Origin of the sequence: Mesorhizobium sp. M7A.F.Ca.US.006.01.1.1 (assembly GCF_003997935.1) — a bacterium.
GTDB lineage: Bacteria > Pseudomonadota > Alphaproteobacteria > Rhizobiales > Rhizobiaceae > Mesorhizobium.
In genome coordinates this window covers 1-14818 of record NZ_RZQL01000179.1, presented here as the reverse complement: position 1 = coordinate 14818, position 14818 = coordinate 1, and the positions used below count along the sequence as shown (strand labels likewise).

At 59.0% G+C, this 14818-nt stretch carries 12 protein-coding genes; 5 read left to right on the top strand and 7 right to left on the bottom strand.

Features of this window, described 5'->3' with window-relative positions; all coding sequences use genetic code 11:
- From EN943_RS26195 to EN943_RS26170, 6 genes are all read right to left on the bottom strand, one after another.
- Positions 1 to 1324: sugar ABC transporter ATP-binding protein (locus EN943_RS26195; RefSeq protein WP_164778377.1), on the bottom strand; the 1324-nt coding region annotated here is incomplete at its 3' end.
- Positions 1325 to 1398: 74 nt separating this feature from the next.
- The gene (locus EN943_RS26190) at positions 1399 to 2565 is read right to left on the bottom strand and encodes an ABC transporter substrate-binding protein (RefSeq protein ID WP_127415204.1); all 1167 of its coding nucleotides are present in this window, start codon (positions 2563 to 2565) and stop codon (positions 1399 to 1401) included.
- A gap of 102 nt (positions 2566 to 2667) precedes the next feature.
- Positions 2668 to 4116: an aldehyde dehydrogenase family protein gene (locus tag EN943_RS26185; RefSeq protein ID WP_127415203.1), complete on the bottom strand. Its 1449-nt coding sequence runs from the start codon at positions 4114 to 4116 to the stop codon at positions 2668 to 2670.
- 178 nt (positions 4117 to 4294) lie between these two features.
- Positions 4295 to 5080, bottom strand: a complete 786-nt coding sequence (locus EN943_RS26180) for a glucose 1-dehydrogenase (RefSeq protein ID WP_127415202.1) — start codon at positions 5078 to 5080, stop codon at positions 4295 to 4297.
- Between the two features lie 17 nt (positions 5081 to 5097).
- Positions 5098 to 5349 (bottom strand): hypothetical protein, encoded by a 252-nt coding sequence (locus EN943_RS26175; protein ID WP_127415201.1) that lies wholly within the window; start codon positions 5347 to 5349, stop codon positions 5098 to 5100.
- A gap of 350 nt (positions 5350 to 5699) precedes the next feature.
- On the bottom strand, positions 5700 to 6458 hold the full coding sequence (locus tag EN943_RS26170) for a GntR family transcriptional regulator (RefSeq protein WP_127415200.1): 759 nt from the start codon (positions 6456 to 6458) through the stop codon (positions 5700 to 5702).
- Positions 6459 to 6567: 109 nt separating this feature from the next.
- On the opposite strand from EN943_RS26170, the gene EN943_RS26165 reads away from it, so the two are divergent.
- The gene (locus tag EN943_RS26165; RefSeq protein ID WP_127415199.1) at positions 6568 to 8019 is read left to right on the top strand and encodes a class II fumarate hydratase; all 1452 of its coding nucleotides are present in this window, start codon (positions 6568 to 6570) and stop codon (positions 8017 to 8019) included.
- Between the two features lie 14 nt (positions 8020 to 8033).
- Entirely contained in the window at positions 8034 to 9458 is a 1425-nt protein-coding gene (locus tag EN943_RS26160) for an NAD-dependent succinate-semialdehyde dehydrogenase (protein ID WP_127415198.1), read from the top strand.
- A 572-nt stretch (positions 9459 to 10030) separates the two neighbouring features.
- On the opposite strand, the gene EN943_RS26150 is transcribed toward EN943_RS26160, so the two are convergent.
- Positions 10031 to 10924: an AraC family transcriptional regulator gene (locus tag EN943_RS26150; RefSeq protein WP_023816613.1), complete on the bottom strand. Its 894-nt coding sequence runs from the start codon at positions 10922 to 10924 to the stop codon at positions 10031 to 10033.
- A 181-nt stretch (positions 10925 to 11105) separates the two neighbouring features.
- Between EN943_RS26150 and EN943_RS26145 the strand changes: the two genes are divergently transcribed.
- The 3 genes from EN943_RS26145 (at position 11106) to EN943_RS26135 (ending at position 14660) form a co-directional block, all read left to right on the top strand.
- On the top strand, positions 11106 to 11663 hold the full coding sequence (locus EN943_RS26145; RefSeq protein ID WP_127415197.1) for a type 1 glutamine amidotransferase domain-containing protein: 558 nt from the start codon (positions 11106 to 11108) through the stop codon (positions 11661 to 11663).
- A 46-nt stretch (positions 11664 to 11709) separates the two neighbouring features.
- On the top strand, positions 11710 to 13137 hold the full coding sequence (locus EN943_RS26140) for an NAD-dependent succinate-semialdehyde dehydrogenase (protein WP_127415196.1): 1428 nt from the start codon (positions 11710 to 11712) through the stop codon (positions 13135 to 13137).
- Positions 13138 to 13355: 218 nt separating this feature from the next.
- A complete protein-coding gene (locus tag EN943_RS26135; protein WP_127415205.1) occupies positions 13356 to 14660 on the top strand; it encodes an adenylosuccinate lyase family protein in 1305 nt (434 codons plus the stop codon).
- Positions 14661 to 14818: the final 158 nt, after the last annotated feature.

Below are 14818 nucleotides of genomic sequence, written 5' to 3'. Positions count from 1 at the left end.
GCCGGTACAATTCCTGCTTGGTACCGATATCGACGCCCCGCGCAGGGTCGTTGAGGACGATCACCTTCGGCCCGGAAGAAAACGCGCGCGCAATCAGAATCTTCTGCTGGTTGCCGCCGGACAGGGAGGTAATCCGGTTGCCGGCAGCGCCTACCTTGATTCCAAGGCGAGCAACCTCATCGAGAAAGGATTTTCGGAGCGACTTGGCATCGATAAGGCCGTTCTTCTGCCGATGGCGAGCGTAGAGGGCTATTCCAAAATTCTCGAACGTCGAAAGGGCGGGAAATATGCCTTCCTTCTTCCGATCGCCCGAAACATAGCTTATGCGCGCTTCATACGCGTCCTTAACCGATGATATGAGGACCGGTTCGCCTTCCGCATTCCGGGCTTCGACGATCCCGGCGAACGGCTGGTCGACACCCACGAGCGCACGGACGAACTCAGTCTGCCCCGCCCCATCCAACCCAGTCACTCCCACAATTTCCCCTTCGCGAAGCGAAAAGTCAAAGGCGGCAGTGCCGGAAGCGAGCTGGAATCCATCGCAGCGCAATAAGGTCTGCGCTTGCGCCCGAGCGGCCTGCAAGCTTCCAGCCTGCTGTACAGATTGTACTTTGCCGGCTGACAACAGCCGCAATAGATTCTTCTCGGTGATCTCTGATTTCGAGAGCGTGCCGACTGTTTCTCCGTCCCGCAGGACGGTTGCCTTGTCCGCGATCTTTACAAGTTCCGCAATGCGGTGCGTGACGATGAGAACACAGGCTCCTCTATCGCGGAGGCGGCGAATCTCCTGATGAAGGCGCTCGGTGGCTGCCAGGTCGAGCGCAGCAGACGATTCGTCGAGGATGAGCACCCGCGGCTCGGTTCGAATTGCTCGGGCGAGAACGATCCATTGCTTCAGGTGTAGAGGCAAGTCCGCAACCTTGGTCGTCGGATCCATCTGCTGTCCGCTAAGCCTTTCGATCAGGGCCTTCGTGGCGAGATTTTTTGCCCCCGACGACATTTTCTTCAAAAGGAAGCCGTCGGCACCAGCAAAGACATTTTCGGCGACTGACAACTCTTCCGCCAGCATCATCTCCTGAAAGATGGTTGCAACTCCGAGCTGCCTGCTGTGCCCCGGGTCGCGCGGAGCATCCCCAAGCACCGTTACGCTTCCAGCATCGGGAGTAAGCACACCCGAAATGATTTTGGCCAGTGTGCTCTTGCCGCTGCCGTTTTCCCCAACGATCGCGTGGACTTCCCCCATAGCGGCGGCAAGACTGGCATTCGTCAGCGCATGGGTTTCCCCAAAGGACTTTTTGACGTTTACTATGCGGATGCCATCCATACCGAGTTCCTCGTTGAAGTCGGCGAGCGGATCGATAGATCCACTCGCCTGTGACCCTAATTGCCGCGCTTCCCTTAATTGCCGGGCTTCCAGGTCAGCGGATCGCTAGGCCGAAGGAAATAGCCGGCTGCACGGTCGCTGGGGAACCAGTCCTGAATCCCCGGCTCGACGTAAGAGGGATCGTCGAACGAGCAATCGTTGGATATCTTCGCCGTATAGTCGGCTGCACTGACGCGATAGACCGAACGGATAACCGACTGCACCTTGGGGCCCTGGCCTTCGAGCGTCCGGATCAAGACGTTGAACCCCAGCTCCATCTCATCCGCTGGCGGCCACATGTGGAACGCATATTTTAGCCAGTCAGGGTTTTTCTTCATGTAGCAGGCAGCGCCGGCTTCGCCGGTCTGAGACATAGGCATTACCTTGCGGCCCGACTGGAGAACCGCCTTGAGCACACCGTTTTCCTGTGCACCCTGGGTAATGATGCCGGCCAGATCAATGGAGTTCGTAGCCAGCCATTTCTGGACTTCGGTCTGGGCGATCTGATCAGTCCAATTGCCTGCCACCTGTCCGACAAGCTTGGCATCGGGGAACTCCGCCAGGGCCTTACGGGCGCCATTGTCGAAGGATTCGGACGACGCGGCGCCCGGAATGCCGGAAACGAGCAGGAAATTGCCCTTGCCGCCAGCTTCCTCGATAAGCTGCTTCGCCACCTGATAGCCGCCGTCAGTGTAGTTGGCCGAGGTGTTGATGGCATAGGGCGACGTTAGGTAGCCCGACCAGCTCACGACCAGTACGCCTTTCTTGTAAGCGTACTCGACCGCCTTGTTCAGCGCGACCGGGTTGGAGCAGCAGAGAATGATCGCATCCGCCCCCTGATCGACAAGTTGGCGAATCTGCTGGATCTGGGTTGCATCGTTGAGATTTGACTGCGTGACGATTACATCGCTGACCAGTCCGGCAGCCTTGTACGCCGGAAGCAGCTTGTTCATCAGACGATCCATCGCCGCGGCTCTATAGGTGTTTCCAGCGTAGGAGCTCGCATAGCCGATGGTCCATGGTGGGCCCTTGCGTGGCTTGAAGTCCCGGTAGGCTGAAGGTGCGACGGGCTGTTCGGCGTCGAGCCCTTGGTAGAAAGCGGCAATGTCGGGCGGCAATTCGTCGAGCCCTTGCGCAAAAGCCTGGAGCCCACCGCCGAAAGAGACGATGACAATAAAAGCAAGGCGTAAGATACGGTGCATGCGTAGTACTCCTCCTGAGAAAAAGGGCGCTGATCGTTGTTGTTCATGGGAATGCCGACCCGGAGGGCATTCCCTCTCAGAACGGACAGCGATGCGCGGGCTCTATTTCCTGAACATCAACGTCTTGGTGTTGGTGAAGTCACAAAGCCCTTCCACACCATTCTCGACGCCCATGCCGGATTGCTTGTGACCCGCGAGCGGTAGGGTTATGCCGTGAACTTGGATTTCGTTGACCCACACCGTTCCGGTATCGAGCTGTCTGGCGATCTCGATCGCTTTTGCACGATCACGCCCCCATACCGATCCTCCCAGGCCGTAATCCGTGTTGTTGGCGCGCTCCACGACTTCATCGAAGTCATCATACTGGAGCAATGGAACCACAGGACCGAACGGCTCTTCGCGAACGATGCGGCTGTCGTCCGGCGGATTGTCCACGATGGTGACCGGGACGAAATTGCCTGCAAGGCTTTCGTCAATGCAGCCGCCCAGTAGAACGTTGTAACCTTTTTCGCGAATGTCCTCGAACATGTTCAGCAGTTTTGCATACTGCATCTTGTTCTGGATCGGGCCGAGGTCGGTATCCGGCAGCATGCCGTCGCCTACCTTCTTTTCCTTCGCGAAGGCCACGAACTTGTCGGCGAAGGTGCGATAGTTCGAAGAATGGATGAAGATCCGCTTTGGTGCGATGCACCATTGACCGGAATTGCCGAAGGCTGCTCCGAACAGCTGGGGTACGACCTCGTCCAGATCAGCATCCGGCATCACGATGGCTGCGTCGTTACCGCCCAGTTCCAAGGTAATGCGTTTCAGGTTTACCGCAGAGGAGGCCATCACCTTTTTGCCGGTCGCGGACGACCCAGTGAAGCTGATTTTGCTGATGCCCGGATGTTCGGTCATCCATTGCCCCAGATCATTGCCGCCCGAAACGATGTTCAGAACGCCTTTCGGGAAGATGTCCTTGGCGATCGTCCCGAACCAGAGCGTGCACATCGGCGTATACGGCGATGGCTTGAGAACCATCGTGTTACCCGTGACCAGGCACGGCGCGATCTTCCAGAGGCTTAGCAGAACCGGGAAATTCCATGGCGTGATTGCCCCGACCACGCCCAGCGGGGTGTGTTGAACTTCCACGACATGTTCGTCATTGTCTTCCAGTATTTCATGATGGAGCCGCTGATCGGCCATGCCCCGCAACCAGTGAATGGCAAGATCGACTTCCCGCGTGGCGAAGCTGTGCCGCGGCTTGCCTTGCTCAAGCGTGAGCATGGTCGCGAGTTCCTCGCGCCGCTGCTCGATGACGTCGGTAAAGCGATGGATATAGGCGCCACGTTCATCCCAGCTAAGTTTCGACCAGGACTTGAAGGCTATTCCTGCAGCAGCGACAGCTTCGTCGAGGTCGTCTCTGGTTGCTTCCGGCGCGTGTGCGATCACTGCATTGGTCGCTGGATTGTAAACTTCGAAAAGGCGGTTCGAACCCTTGAGATCGCCGTTGATCAACATGCGGAAGTCATCCGTCCTTACGGCTTCCGGTATTGCAGTCGCGATGTTCATCGTATCCTCCTTGGTAGGCATTTCAAACGTGTGGGGTGCGATCAGCAGCGGAAGCCCTGATGCAAGGCAATTGGATTTGGGCCCCTATGGCAGTCCGTCAGAATTTGCGTTGCCACGCTTCCCGGTCGAACCAATGGGCAAGCGCCTCCCACCTACCCTGCTCGTGGTCAGCATGGCCTCAAACCGTTCTTCCCCCATCGATGGGGAATTCGACGCCGGTTATGAAGTCCGCTTCGTCCGATGCTAGATAGAGCGCCGCAGCCGCAACATCCGATGGCCTGCACAGCCGACCGAGCGGGATGCTGTCGATGAACTTCTGGCGGTTGGCTGGCGTATCCGGGACACCCATCAGGTCGGCAAGCAGCGGCGTGTCGCCTGCCACGGGACACAGCGCATTGACCCGGATCTTCCATGGCGCGAGCTCGACGGCGAGCGACTTGGACATCAGGTTCACCGCCCCCTTCGACGCGTTGTACCAGGTCAGCCCGGGACGGGGACGGAGTCCAGCCGTCGAGCCTATGTTCAAGATGACGCCACCGCCGGCATCGCGCATTTGCGGAACCACGGCCTGCACGAAGAGGTAGACCGATTTGACGTTGACCCGAAACACTCGATCGAAGGAGGCCTCGTCAGTCTCCAGCAGCGGCTGATTGACATGGGTGATACCGGCATTGTTGACCACTATGTCGACTTTGCCGAAGTGCCTGAGCGTCTCCGATACAATTGCCCCGACATCCTTGGCCGAACTGACATCGCCCGAGACGGCATGGGCTGCATCGCCGATATCTGAAGCGACACGCTCGCCGGCATCGGCGCGAAGGTCGGCTATCACGACCTTGGCGCCCTGTTTCGTGAACAGTCTGGCGGTCGCCTCGCCGAAGCCGCTGCCGCCTCCGGTGACGATCGCCACCTTGCCGGCCAAACGCCCGGCGCCCTTACTGATGTCGAGCTCGCTCAATTGCATCTTGTTGGTGCTCCTGTTCAATTGCCCATGGACACCGTCGACCATTTGGGCCGTGTGGCGGATCTTTGGTCGGTCAGCTCAGATAGAGAGCTTGCAACCTCTCTTGTTTGACCTTGTGTGGCGGCGCGTGGAGGCAGGCGGCCGCGCGTTTTTGCCAGCGCCGTTGGGGCCGGTCGACCGACGATTTCACCGGCACGCACATCGATATTCACGCGGTTGACGGCAATATCCCCACCGAACCGGACCGTGACGCCACGCGCCTGCAGCATGAACTCCAGCCTCCCTTGGGTCTGCCAGAGGCCAACCCGCTTTTGTCTGCCGGCTTAAATGTATGAATGTTCGTACAAAGTCAATTGCATTCTTTCCGTTTCTTAAATGAAGCGGATTTTTGACGGCAAAAGTCGGCCGAATGCGCTTCAGGTAGGCTTCTCACCACCGCCGCAACATAATGATCAGCGGGATTCTGCGTCACGACGCTTCCGCAGCGGCAAGCGAAAGCTAGCGCGTATCTCACAAAGCAAATTGTCGAATTGTCCGGAATGCCCAGCCGACGCGAGTGCGTCGAACGTGTCTAATTACATTTCCATCGGAATTCTTGTCCTATCCGGGTTCAGCAGCGCTAGTTGTGTGATCGTCCGAATTCGACCACATAGCGAAAACGTTCAGCCGGATATTGGCTTCGCGTCATTTGGAACATCTGATTGTCCCTGTCCGAGTACCAGCGCTTAATGATCAGTGCTGGGCCCTTCTCGGTAGCCGACAACGCGCCTGCAATGTCCGGTGGCAACTCTCCGGCTGATATCTCCTGACGAATGTGCTCTATCCTGACTTGATAGCGATCCTCGATCAGATCTGCGATCGGCCTATTCGCCGAGCGAATCTGGTCGACAATCCCGCTGTAAAGTGTGTCGAAGAAAATTTCGACGAGACAGAGAGGGGCGTTTGTGTCGTCCTTGTTCCATCGTACGCCCTGGACTTTGACGACGCCCCGTCCGCTACCGAAGCCAATCTCTTCCGCAAGCGCCGGATCAAGAACCAACTCCTCGATGGACTGCACGTGAAGTTGCACAACCTTGGTGTGCTGCAGTAAGTCCTCTACCGAGTTCCAACCCGTTTGAAACGCCCTGCGTTGCCTTGGTGCAAGTACGCGCGAACCAATGGCAGGCGTCCTTGCAATCATCCCATCGGCTTGCAGATTGTTCAGTGCCGCCCGCACCGTCGCTCTGCTGACGCCGAACCTGATGCGCAGGACTTCTTCCGTTGGAAGAAGCGCATCCACCGGGAAATGGCCATCGGCCAATTGACCCCTGAGATAGTCCTCTACGATTCGGTACTTGGGCTGACTTTGATGGCGCGCCACCTGCAGTAATTCCTTCATCCATGATTTTCGACGTTATCTTTCGCCTTTTGCAGAGGCAAGTCGACCAACCTTGACTTTGTACGAACAATCGTACAATAACCCAACGCAAATTGGAAGGTGAGGTTCTATGGGCACTCGAACGGAAACGGACGCCTATGGCGCAATTTCGATCCCTGATGGAGCTTATTGGGGACCCCAAACTGAGCGTTCAAGAATTCTCTTCGCAATTGGCGATGAACAGCTTCCGAAAGACGTCGTCCGGTGTTTTGGCGCGCAAAAGGCGGCAGCAGCTCGCGCGAACCTTAAGCTTGGAAAGCTTCCTGAAGAGCTTGCCAACGCAATCATCCTATCTGCACAGGAAATGAAGGAAGGCTTGTTCGATGATCAGTTCCCAATCTCGCTCTGGCAGACCGGATCTGGCACGCAAACCAACATGAACGCCAATGAGGTTATCGCCAATCGCGCGAACGAATTGCTGGGACATTCCCTTGGCGCGCGCTTTCCTGTCCACCCCAATGATCACGTTAATATGGGTCAGTCCTCAAACGACACGTTCCCCACGATTATGCATATTTGCACGGTGCGCGCGGTTTTTGGATCGCTAGCGCCGGCGATGGACCGACTGAAATCAGCGCTCTCAGAGAGAGCTGACGAGTTTCACGCCTACATCAAGCTGGGCATGACCCACCTGCAGGATGCCTTGCCCATAACCTTGGGCAGTGAGTTTCGGACCTGGGAACGGCAGATCGCCGCAGCTTGGGCCGGGATCGAGTTGCATGCTGAAAGGCTTGGTGAACTGCCGCAAGGAGGAACCGCAAGCGGCAGTGGCGTCAATGGCACGCCGGGCTTCGCCGGATTGGTCTGCGAAGAGCTTGGCGCCTTTGTAGGAAGAGCGTTGCGCCCAAGCTCGCACCCCTCGCAATTCATGGCCGCTCACGATTCCTTCGCAGCCATCTGCGGAGAGCTTAACGTTCTTGCCACGGCCATACTGAAGGTCTGCAACGATATAAGACTTCTCACTTCGAGCCTAAGCGGCACGCCATCGCTGATGCTGCCTGATGATGGGTTGTCGTCCTCGATTATGCCCTCCAAACGCAACGCCACGGTCTGCGAAGCTGTCATCCAGGTCTGTCTGAGGGTGCTTGGCAGCTCGGCGACTGTCGTTGCAGCCAACGCAGCTGGGGCGCTGCAACTGAATACCTGCAAGCCGCTTGTTCTGCATGAGGTCCTGAACTCAATCAGGCTTCTTTCGGATGCACAGCTTGTTCTGGCATCGGGGTGTATATCCGGCTTGAGAGCCGATCCCGAGAACCTCAGGCGCGCTCTCGATCACTCCCCAGTGCTAGGCGCCGTTCTCGCGCCGATGGTAGGCTATGATGTAGCGGCTCGCCTAACAAAGTTGGCTGTTGCCACGGGCCTGCCGATCCGTGAGGTGATTGAACGCGATGGCGAAATGGATGTTTCCGAGTTTGATCGGCATCTCGCACGCGTTCTGATTTCGGACACACTGGCTGCTGGCCAATTGTCGATTCCCCCGTCCGAAATCGCCAACCCCCTCGCACAGTTCAACGCAAAATAAAGGACTTCGCCAACATGTCCAATTTCAGACTCTTGATCGACGGTCAAGAAAGAGAAGGCAGCACAGGGCTTTGTGAAGACGTGTTCAATCCCGCGACCGGACAAGTGATCGGCGCCGTGGCACATGCGTCGACTGCCGATCTCGACCTCGCGCTCAGCACGGCTGTTCGTGGGCTCTCCGAATGGAGTGCAAAGACTCCATGGGAGCGGGGCGCGATCCTCAAAAAATCAGCCGACCTGCTTAGAGCCCGCAAGCACGAACTTGGCCTGGCAATGACTCTGGAACAGGGTAAGCCTCTCCGAGAGGCGATGGCCGAGGTCGACCGCTCGGCTGATTTCATGGAATGGAGTGGAGAACAGGCCCGTCGAGTTATTGCCGAGGGTCTGATCGGTCGGGACCCGGCGAACCGCATCACAATCGAGCGGCACCCGATCGGTGTCGTTGCGGCGTTTACACCTTGGAATTTTCCAATGGCCCTTGCCGCCAAGAAGTTCGCCGGCGCGCTGGGAGCGGGTTGCGCGATCATCTGCAAGCCTTCGGAGGAGACTCCGGCTTCCGTGCTCGGTCTGGTGCGCGCGCTGCTGGACGCCGGCGTGACGCCTGCTGCCGTCGGCGTCGTCTTCGGCGTACCGTCCGAAGTCTCATCCTATCTTATTCCGGCGCCCGAGATTGCGAAGATCACCTTCACCGGCTCCATCCCGGTTGGAAAACTTCTGGCGGCGGCAGCCGGGAAAGCAATGAAGCCCGTCACCATGGAGTTGGGCGGACATGCCCCTGTGGTTGTGTGCAAGGACACGGATCCGGAGGCACTGGCCGACTATCTCGTTCCGAAGAAGTTCTTCAACGCAGGTCAGATCTGCATCTGCCCGACGCGTTTTTTCGTCGAGAGCGAGGTGCACGACCGCTTCGTTGAACGCTTCGTCGAAAATACCAAACAGCTTCGGGTCGGCGACGGCACGCTTGACGAAACTCAGATGGGCCCGTTGGCGAGCCCCAAGCGCCTGGAGGCAATCTCCGCCCTAGTGGAAGATGCCCGTGCGCGAGGCGCCGCGATTCTCACTGGCGGAGAGCGCATCGGCAACATCGGTAACTTTTATGCCCCCACAGTCCTCAAGAACGTTCCCGCCGAGGCCAGGATCTTGCGGGAAGAACCTTTCGGACCGCTTGCCCCCATTATCCGCTTCGATGACGAGGCTGAAATGCTGCGACAGGCGAACGGGTTGGAATATGGCCTTTCCGGATATCTCTTCACGAACGACGCGAAACGACAACGCCGTCTGTCGGACGGCCTGCAGGTCGGCACGATCGGCATAAACGACATTCCGACCCATATCCCTGAGGTGCCGTTGGGCGGTTGGAAGGACAGTGGATACGGGACGGAAGGCGGCCAGACCATCCTGGGACCTTACCAGAAGACCAAATTCGTCAGCCAGCGTTAACGGGTACTTGTGGCTGTCCCGCATCAGCTACCGCATCGACCGGCGCAACGCCTACGACCTAGCCCGCACTAACGATCCACTTCGCTCACACCACAAAATGGCATATTGGGCACAAAGAGCGGAGCCGCCGGTCTTTGTGCCCAATCAACCTTGAGAGAGGCGAGCAAAACCACGTCCGCGCAGTCGATCGCATCTGCTATGAAATAGGTCTCGCCCGCCGCAGCCGCACAGCGAGGTGGTTCACTGCCGCCTTTGCCTACGAACAGAAGTGTTCGTTGGCGTTCCGCACTAACGAACTCTGACAGATCCTGAGGCGGCGGTGGTCGCCGTTAGAACCGCGATCGGTGTTCTTCCGCAGGGAGGTCTGCATTCCGCCGATGGAGTATCTGCTATCGTGGCGGATGTCCCTCGCCAGGAAAATTCTGCGGCGTGGCAGCGGCGGGGTGAAAGATCTGCGGAAACCGTCGGCTATCGGGCGGCCGGCGCCTTCAGTGTCGCGTTCACCCGATTTGTCGGCATCCCGCCGACACAGTTCGCACGCCAGCAGGTTATAGGCAGTCTAAGCTCGTGACCTAGGCAGCGATCTGGCTCTTGCCGAAGCTGTCGCGAACATCCTTCCCGGGTGAGGCTCCAAACAACCGGCCATATTCCCGCGTGAACTGAGGGACGCTTTCGTAGCCCACTGCGTATGCCGCGTTGCTGATCGGCGCCCCCTCGGAAATCATCATTCGCCGAGCCTCTATCAGGCGCAGCTGCTTCTGGAACTGGAGTGGAGACAGCGATGTGACGACGCGGAAGTGATGGTGGAAGGATGAAAGACTCATGCCGGCGACTTCGGCCAGTTTCTCCACCGTCAGCGCCTCTGCATAGGCGGCTCGAATAAGCGCGACGGCCCGCGCGATGCGGTTTGCATGGCTGTCGGTGACCCCGAGCGATCGGATGCCGGCACCGTGGCGACCTGTCAGCAGCCAGTAGTGCATCTCACGAAGAAGCTGGTTCTGCAGGACCGGGATTGAAGCTGGACGATCGAGTAGTTTCATCAAACGCAGGGCCGCTTCAGCGACTTCCGCTTCGGTAGGATCCACGCGAATGGAAGCACCCACCTCGGCCTGGGCAATGCCGATCTCCATCACGAGGGACTGAGTTATTGCCGGATCGATATCGAGAACGAGCGAGTAGTATGGCACTCCGGCACTGGCTCGCGTGATCTGGCTGACATTTGGTACGTCGGCAGCGATCAGCAACGAGTCTCCAGCCCCGAATTCGAAACTCCTGTTCCCCATCGTAACACGCTTGGCCCCCTGAAGAACGAGCGCCACCAGTGGTTTCGAAATCGCATATTGAAGCTCGCTCGGAGCCGTCGCACGCATGGCGAACAGGCCGGGGAACGGCGTGCGGGCAACGCCGAATTCGTCGGCATCGCTATCTGCGAAGCGGCGGACGTATTCGAGCAAAGTGCTGTTCATCGCTTTTGACTCCGATCGACAAAAACATCGGCATACTGAGCGCGGACAGTCGTTCACGCAAGCCGCTTTGGCGGATTAGGCAAGAAATCTGAATTTCACGACAATTCCGCTCAGGTGGGCTGCGATAATTTCTCCGCAACTGAAGCAGGCAGCTCGCACATTGAGAGCAAGGAGAGAGCCCATGACGAAGCTGACGAACCGAAACATTCTGATACTGGCAACCGACGGATTCGAAGATGCCGAACTCTACAGTCCACGGCGGCTGCTTATGGACGCTGGCGCAAAGGTCACGCTTGCTGCGCCGAAGTGCGATCCGATCCGCGGCTGCATCTACAATTCCGAGACCGGCAACTCGGATATGTCGCCCGAGACGATCACGCCGGACGAGTTAATCTCCGACATCGACGCGGGAGACTTCGATGCGCTCGTTCTACCGGGCGGCGTCGTTAATCCCGACAAGCTGCGGATGGATCCAAAGGCAATAGCCCTGGTGAAGGACTTCGCCAATGCCGGCAAGCCGATTGCCTCGATTTGCCACGGACCGTGGCTCCTCGTGGAAGCCGATGTCTTGCGGGGGCGCCGTGCAACGGCCTGGTACTCGATCCGGACTGACCTCAAGAACGCCGGCTCGACCGTGGTGGACGAGGAGGTCGTGGTGGACGGCAACCTTATCACCAGCCGCATGCCCTCCGACATCCCCGCCTTCACGATGGCGATCGTCACCGCCTTGCAGGATTGATCGGAACCGTTCGCGGCTTCAAGGACCAGAAAAGGATCACATTCAGATGAGCAGCGCATTTCAGCTTCTGATAGACGGTGAGCACCGCGAGGGTTCTGAAGGCGTTGCCGTCGACGTAATCAATCCCGCGACGGGCGACAGTCTCGGTCAGGTGGCCTACGGGTCGCCGGCCGACATCGAAAACGCGATCAGCACCGCGCAGGGCGGACTGCAATCCTGGCAGGCGGTACCTGCCTGGGAGCGCGGCCGCATCCTCAAGGATGCCGCGAGCATCATCCGGCGCGACACCGATCGGATTGCCCGCATCTTGACGCTGGAACAGGGCAAGGTTCTGTGCCAGGCGCGCGATGAGGTTCTTCGCGCCGCCGACTTCATCGAATGGGGCGGAGAGCAAGCTAGGCGAATCGCAGGCCGCATCGTGCCGGGACGGCAAGCCGGCCAGCGCATCGAGGTGCAGCCGCATCCGATAGGCGTCGTCGCGGCACTCACGCCCTGGAACTTTCCGATGGCGCTCGCCGCCAAGAAGTTCGCCGGCGCGCTGGCCGCCGGCTGCGCGATTATCTGCAAGCCATCGCAGGAAACGCCCGGTTGCGTCCTGGCGATGGGAGAGGCTTTGCTTGAGGCCGGCGTTCACCCGGCGGCGCTCGCCATCGTCTTCGGTGATGCCAACGCGGTCTCGACCCAACTCATCGAGTCGACGGTGATCGCGAAGGTAACCTTTACAGGCTCGATCCCGATCGGCAAACGAATCGCGGCAATGGCAGGACTTCACATGAAGTCCGTGACGATGGAACTCGGCGGCCATGCACCGGTTGTCGTTTGCGGCGACGTAGACCCGGAGGCGACTGCGGAACTTCTGGCAATGGCCAAGTTCGCCAATGCCGGCCAGATTTGCCTCTCTCCATCACGCTTTTTCGTCGAGGAAAGCATCGCCGAGCGCTTCGAAAGGCGCTTTGCCGAGGTCGCCACCGGTTTGACGGTGGGAGATGGCCTGGACCCGGCCACGCATGTGGGGCCTCTCGCAAATGAGCGGCGTATCGAAGCCATTACCCGCCTCGTCGATGATGCCCGGCAGCGAGGTGCGAAGGTCGCTGCCGGTGGAGCTCGCCTTGACAGGCGCGGCTTCTTTTATGCACCGACGGTTTTGGCGGATGTGCCTGCCGAAGCCGCTATTCTTCATGAGGAGCCGTTTGGACCCGTCGCGCCGATCCTACCCTTCACAGATGAGGAGGCGATGCTCAAAGCTGCCAACGGGCTCCAATTCGGCCTCTCGGCTTACGTTTTTACGAATGACGGCCAGAGGCAGCGTCGTCTCGTCGATGAGCTCCGATGCGGCGCCGTCTCTGTAAACGTCGGTCTGACGCACCTGCCCGAGGCACCGCTCGGCGGCTGGAAGGATAGCGGGATCGGCACTGAGGGCGGGATCGAAATTCTGGAGCCATATACCGTCACCAAGCATGTCCAAATCGCCTGACGGAAACAGAATTGACGGGTGCCAGACGTGCCGGTGCCCAACTTCAGCGGAGCAAGACCGATGGTGCCAATCGATAGCCCTTCCAAACCCTCTTTCACGGTAGTCGGATCGACCGTCCTGGTGGATGTGCGCACCATTCCGCGGAACGGAGACCGGCGGTGAGCGCGCTTTCCCTCCTCGATTCGCCGCTGTTTGGGCGCAGCTTCGTAGCTGACGAGATGCGCTCGTTGTTGGACAGTGACGCCTTCGTCGGCCGATGTGTCGAGACCGAAGTTGCACTCGCCGCGGCCGAAGCGCGTCTTGGTCTCATCCCTGAGGCGGCTGCCGCTTCGATCGCCTTCGCGGCCCGGACGATCCGTTTCGACATGGTCCGCCTCGCACGCGAGACTGAACTTGTCGGCTATCCCATCCTGCCGATCGTCGAGCAGCTGGCCGATGCCTGTGGCGAGGCCGGTGGCTATCTGCACTGGGGTGCGACGACGCAGGACATCATGGACACGGCCACGGTCTTGCAGGTCCGGCAAGCGCTGGATCTCGTCGAACTGCAGCTCGACGACACGATCGCCGCGTTGCGCAGGCTTGCCGCCGATCACCGCGACACGCCGATGGCGGGGCGAACTCATCTGCAACAGGCGCTGCCGATCACATTCGGCTACAAGGCCGCCGTCTGGTTGTCGGCTCTCGAACGACATCGCGAACGCCTCATGCAATTGCGTCCGCGTGTTCTCGTGGTGCAATTCTCAGGGGCGTCCGGAACTCTCGCTTCCCTTGGCGGACCAGGGTTGGCCGTGCAGTCGGAGCTCGCCAAGATTCTCGGTCTCGCAACGCCCTCGATCACCTGGCACGCGGCCCGAGACGGCATGGTGGAAGTCGTGCAGGTGTTGGCCTTGATCAGCGGTAGCCTCGCCAAGATCGCCTTCGACGTCTCTGTGATGATGGCGACGGAGATCGGAGAGGTCTCGGAACCGTTCGCCCGACATCGCGGCGCATCTAGCACGATGCCGCAGAAGCGCAATCCCATCTCCTGCGAGATCATCATCGCTGCGGCAAAAATGGTCAGACAGCATTCGGGATTGATGCTCGACGCGATGGTGCATGATTTCGAGCGCGCCACAGGATCATGGCATCTTGAATGGTCCGCCCTTCCCGAAAGCTTTGCCCTCGCGTCCGGGGCTCTTTTGCAAGCGAGTTTCATGCTTTCCGGCCTCGCTGTTCACCCAGACCGGATGCTGGCGAACCTGGCGATCTCGAAAGGCCTCATCGTGGCGGAAGCGGTGATGATGGCGCTGGCTCCTCTGACCGGTCGCCAGACCGCACACGACCTCGTCTATGCCGCCTGCCGGCGTGCGGTCGAGGCCGGAAAACCGCTCTTCGACGTTCTCGTGGACACACAAGACGTATCGGTCCCGCTTGGGCGCGAGCGTCTGCGTTACCTCACAGATCCGGAAAACTATCTCGGCTCTGCCTCGCAGATGGTCGATCGCATTCTGCACCCCGCATCAGGCGTTGGCTTGGAGAAATAGGCAAGGCTCGCCGAGGATCCGACAACCGTCGGGCCGCAGCCCCTGTCATAAGATCTCTGTGACCAACAAACAGATTTATGGAGAACGGATATGAGCACAGTTTCCATTATTACAGGCGGTAGCCGTGGTCTCGGCCGCAAAACTGCCATCAGCATCGC

What these genes read in the sequence shown, in the direction of transcription:
- EN943_RS26140 (WP_127415196.1), top strand. Translation starts at nt 11,710, where the DNA reads ATGAGCAGCGCATTTCAGCTTCTGATAGACGGTGAGCACCGCGAGGGT.
- EN943_RS26185 (WP_127415203.1), bottom strand. Translation starts at nt 4,116, where the DNA reads ATGAACATCGCGACTGCAATACCGGAAGCCGTAAGGACGGATGACTTC.
- EN943_RS26150 (WP_023816613.1), bottom strand. Translation starts at nt 10,924, where the DNA reads ATGAACAGCACTTTGCTCGAATACGTCCGCCGCTTCGCAGATAGCGAT.
- EN943_RS26190 (WP_127415204.1), bottom strand. Translation starts at nt 2,565, where the DNA reads ATGCACCGTATCTTACGCCTTGCTTTTATTGTCATCGTCTCTTTCGGC.
- EN943_RS26170 (WP_127415200.1), bottom strand. Translation starts at nt 6,458, where the DNA reads ATGAAGGAATTACTGCAGGTGGCGCGCCATCAAAGTCAGCCCAAGTAC.
- EN943_RS26135 (WP_127415205.1), top strand. Translation starts at nt 13,356, where the DNA reads ATGCGCTCGTTGTTGGACAGTGACGCCTTCGTCGGCCGATGTGTCGAG.
- EN943_RS26160 (WP_127415198.1), top strand. Translation starts at nt 8,034, where the DNA reads ATGTCCAATTTCAGACTCTTGATCGACGGTCAAGAAAGAGAAGGCAGC.
- EN943_RS26175 (WP_127415201.1), bottom strand. Translation starts at nt 5,349, where the DNA reads ATGCTGCAGGCGCGTGGCGTCACGGTCCGGTTCGGTGGGGATATTGCC.
- EN943_RS26180 (WP_127415202.1), bottom strand. Translation starts at nt 5,080, where the DNA reads ATGCAATTGAGCGAGCTCGACATCAGTAAGGGCGCCGGGCGTTTGGCC.
- EN943_RS26165 (WP_127415199.1), top strand. Translation starts at nt 6,568, where the DNA reads ATGGGCACTCGAACGGAAACGGACGCCTATGGCGCAATTTCGATCCCT.
- EN943_RS26145 (WP_127415197.1), top strand. Translation starts at nt 11,106, where the DNA reads ATGACGAAGCTGACGAACCGAAACATTCTGATACTGGCAACCGACGGA.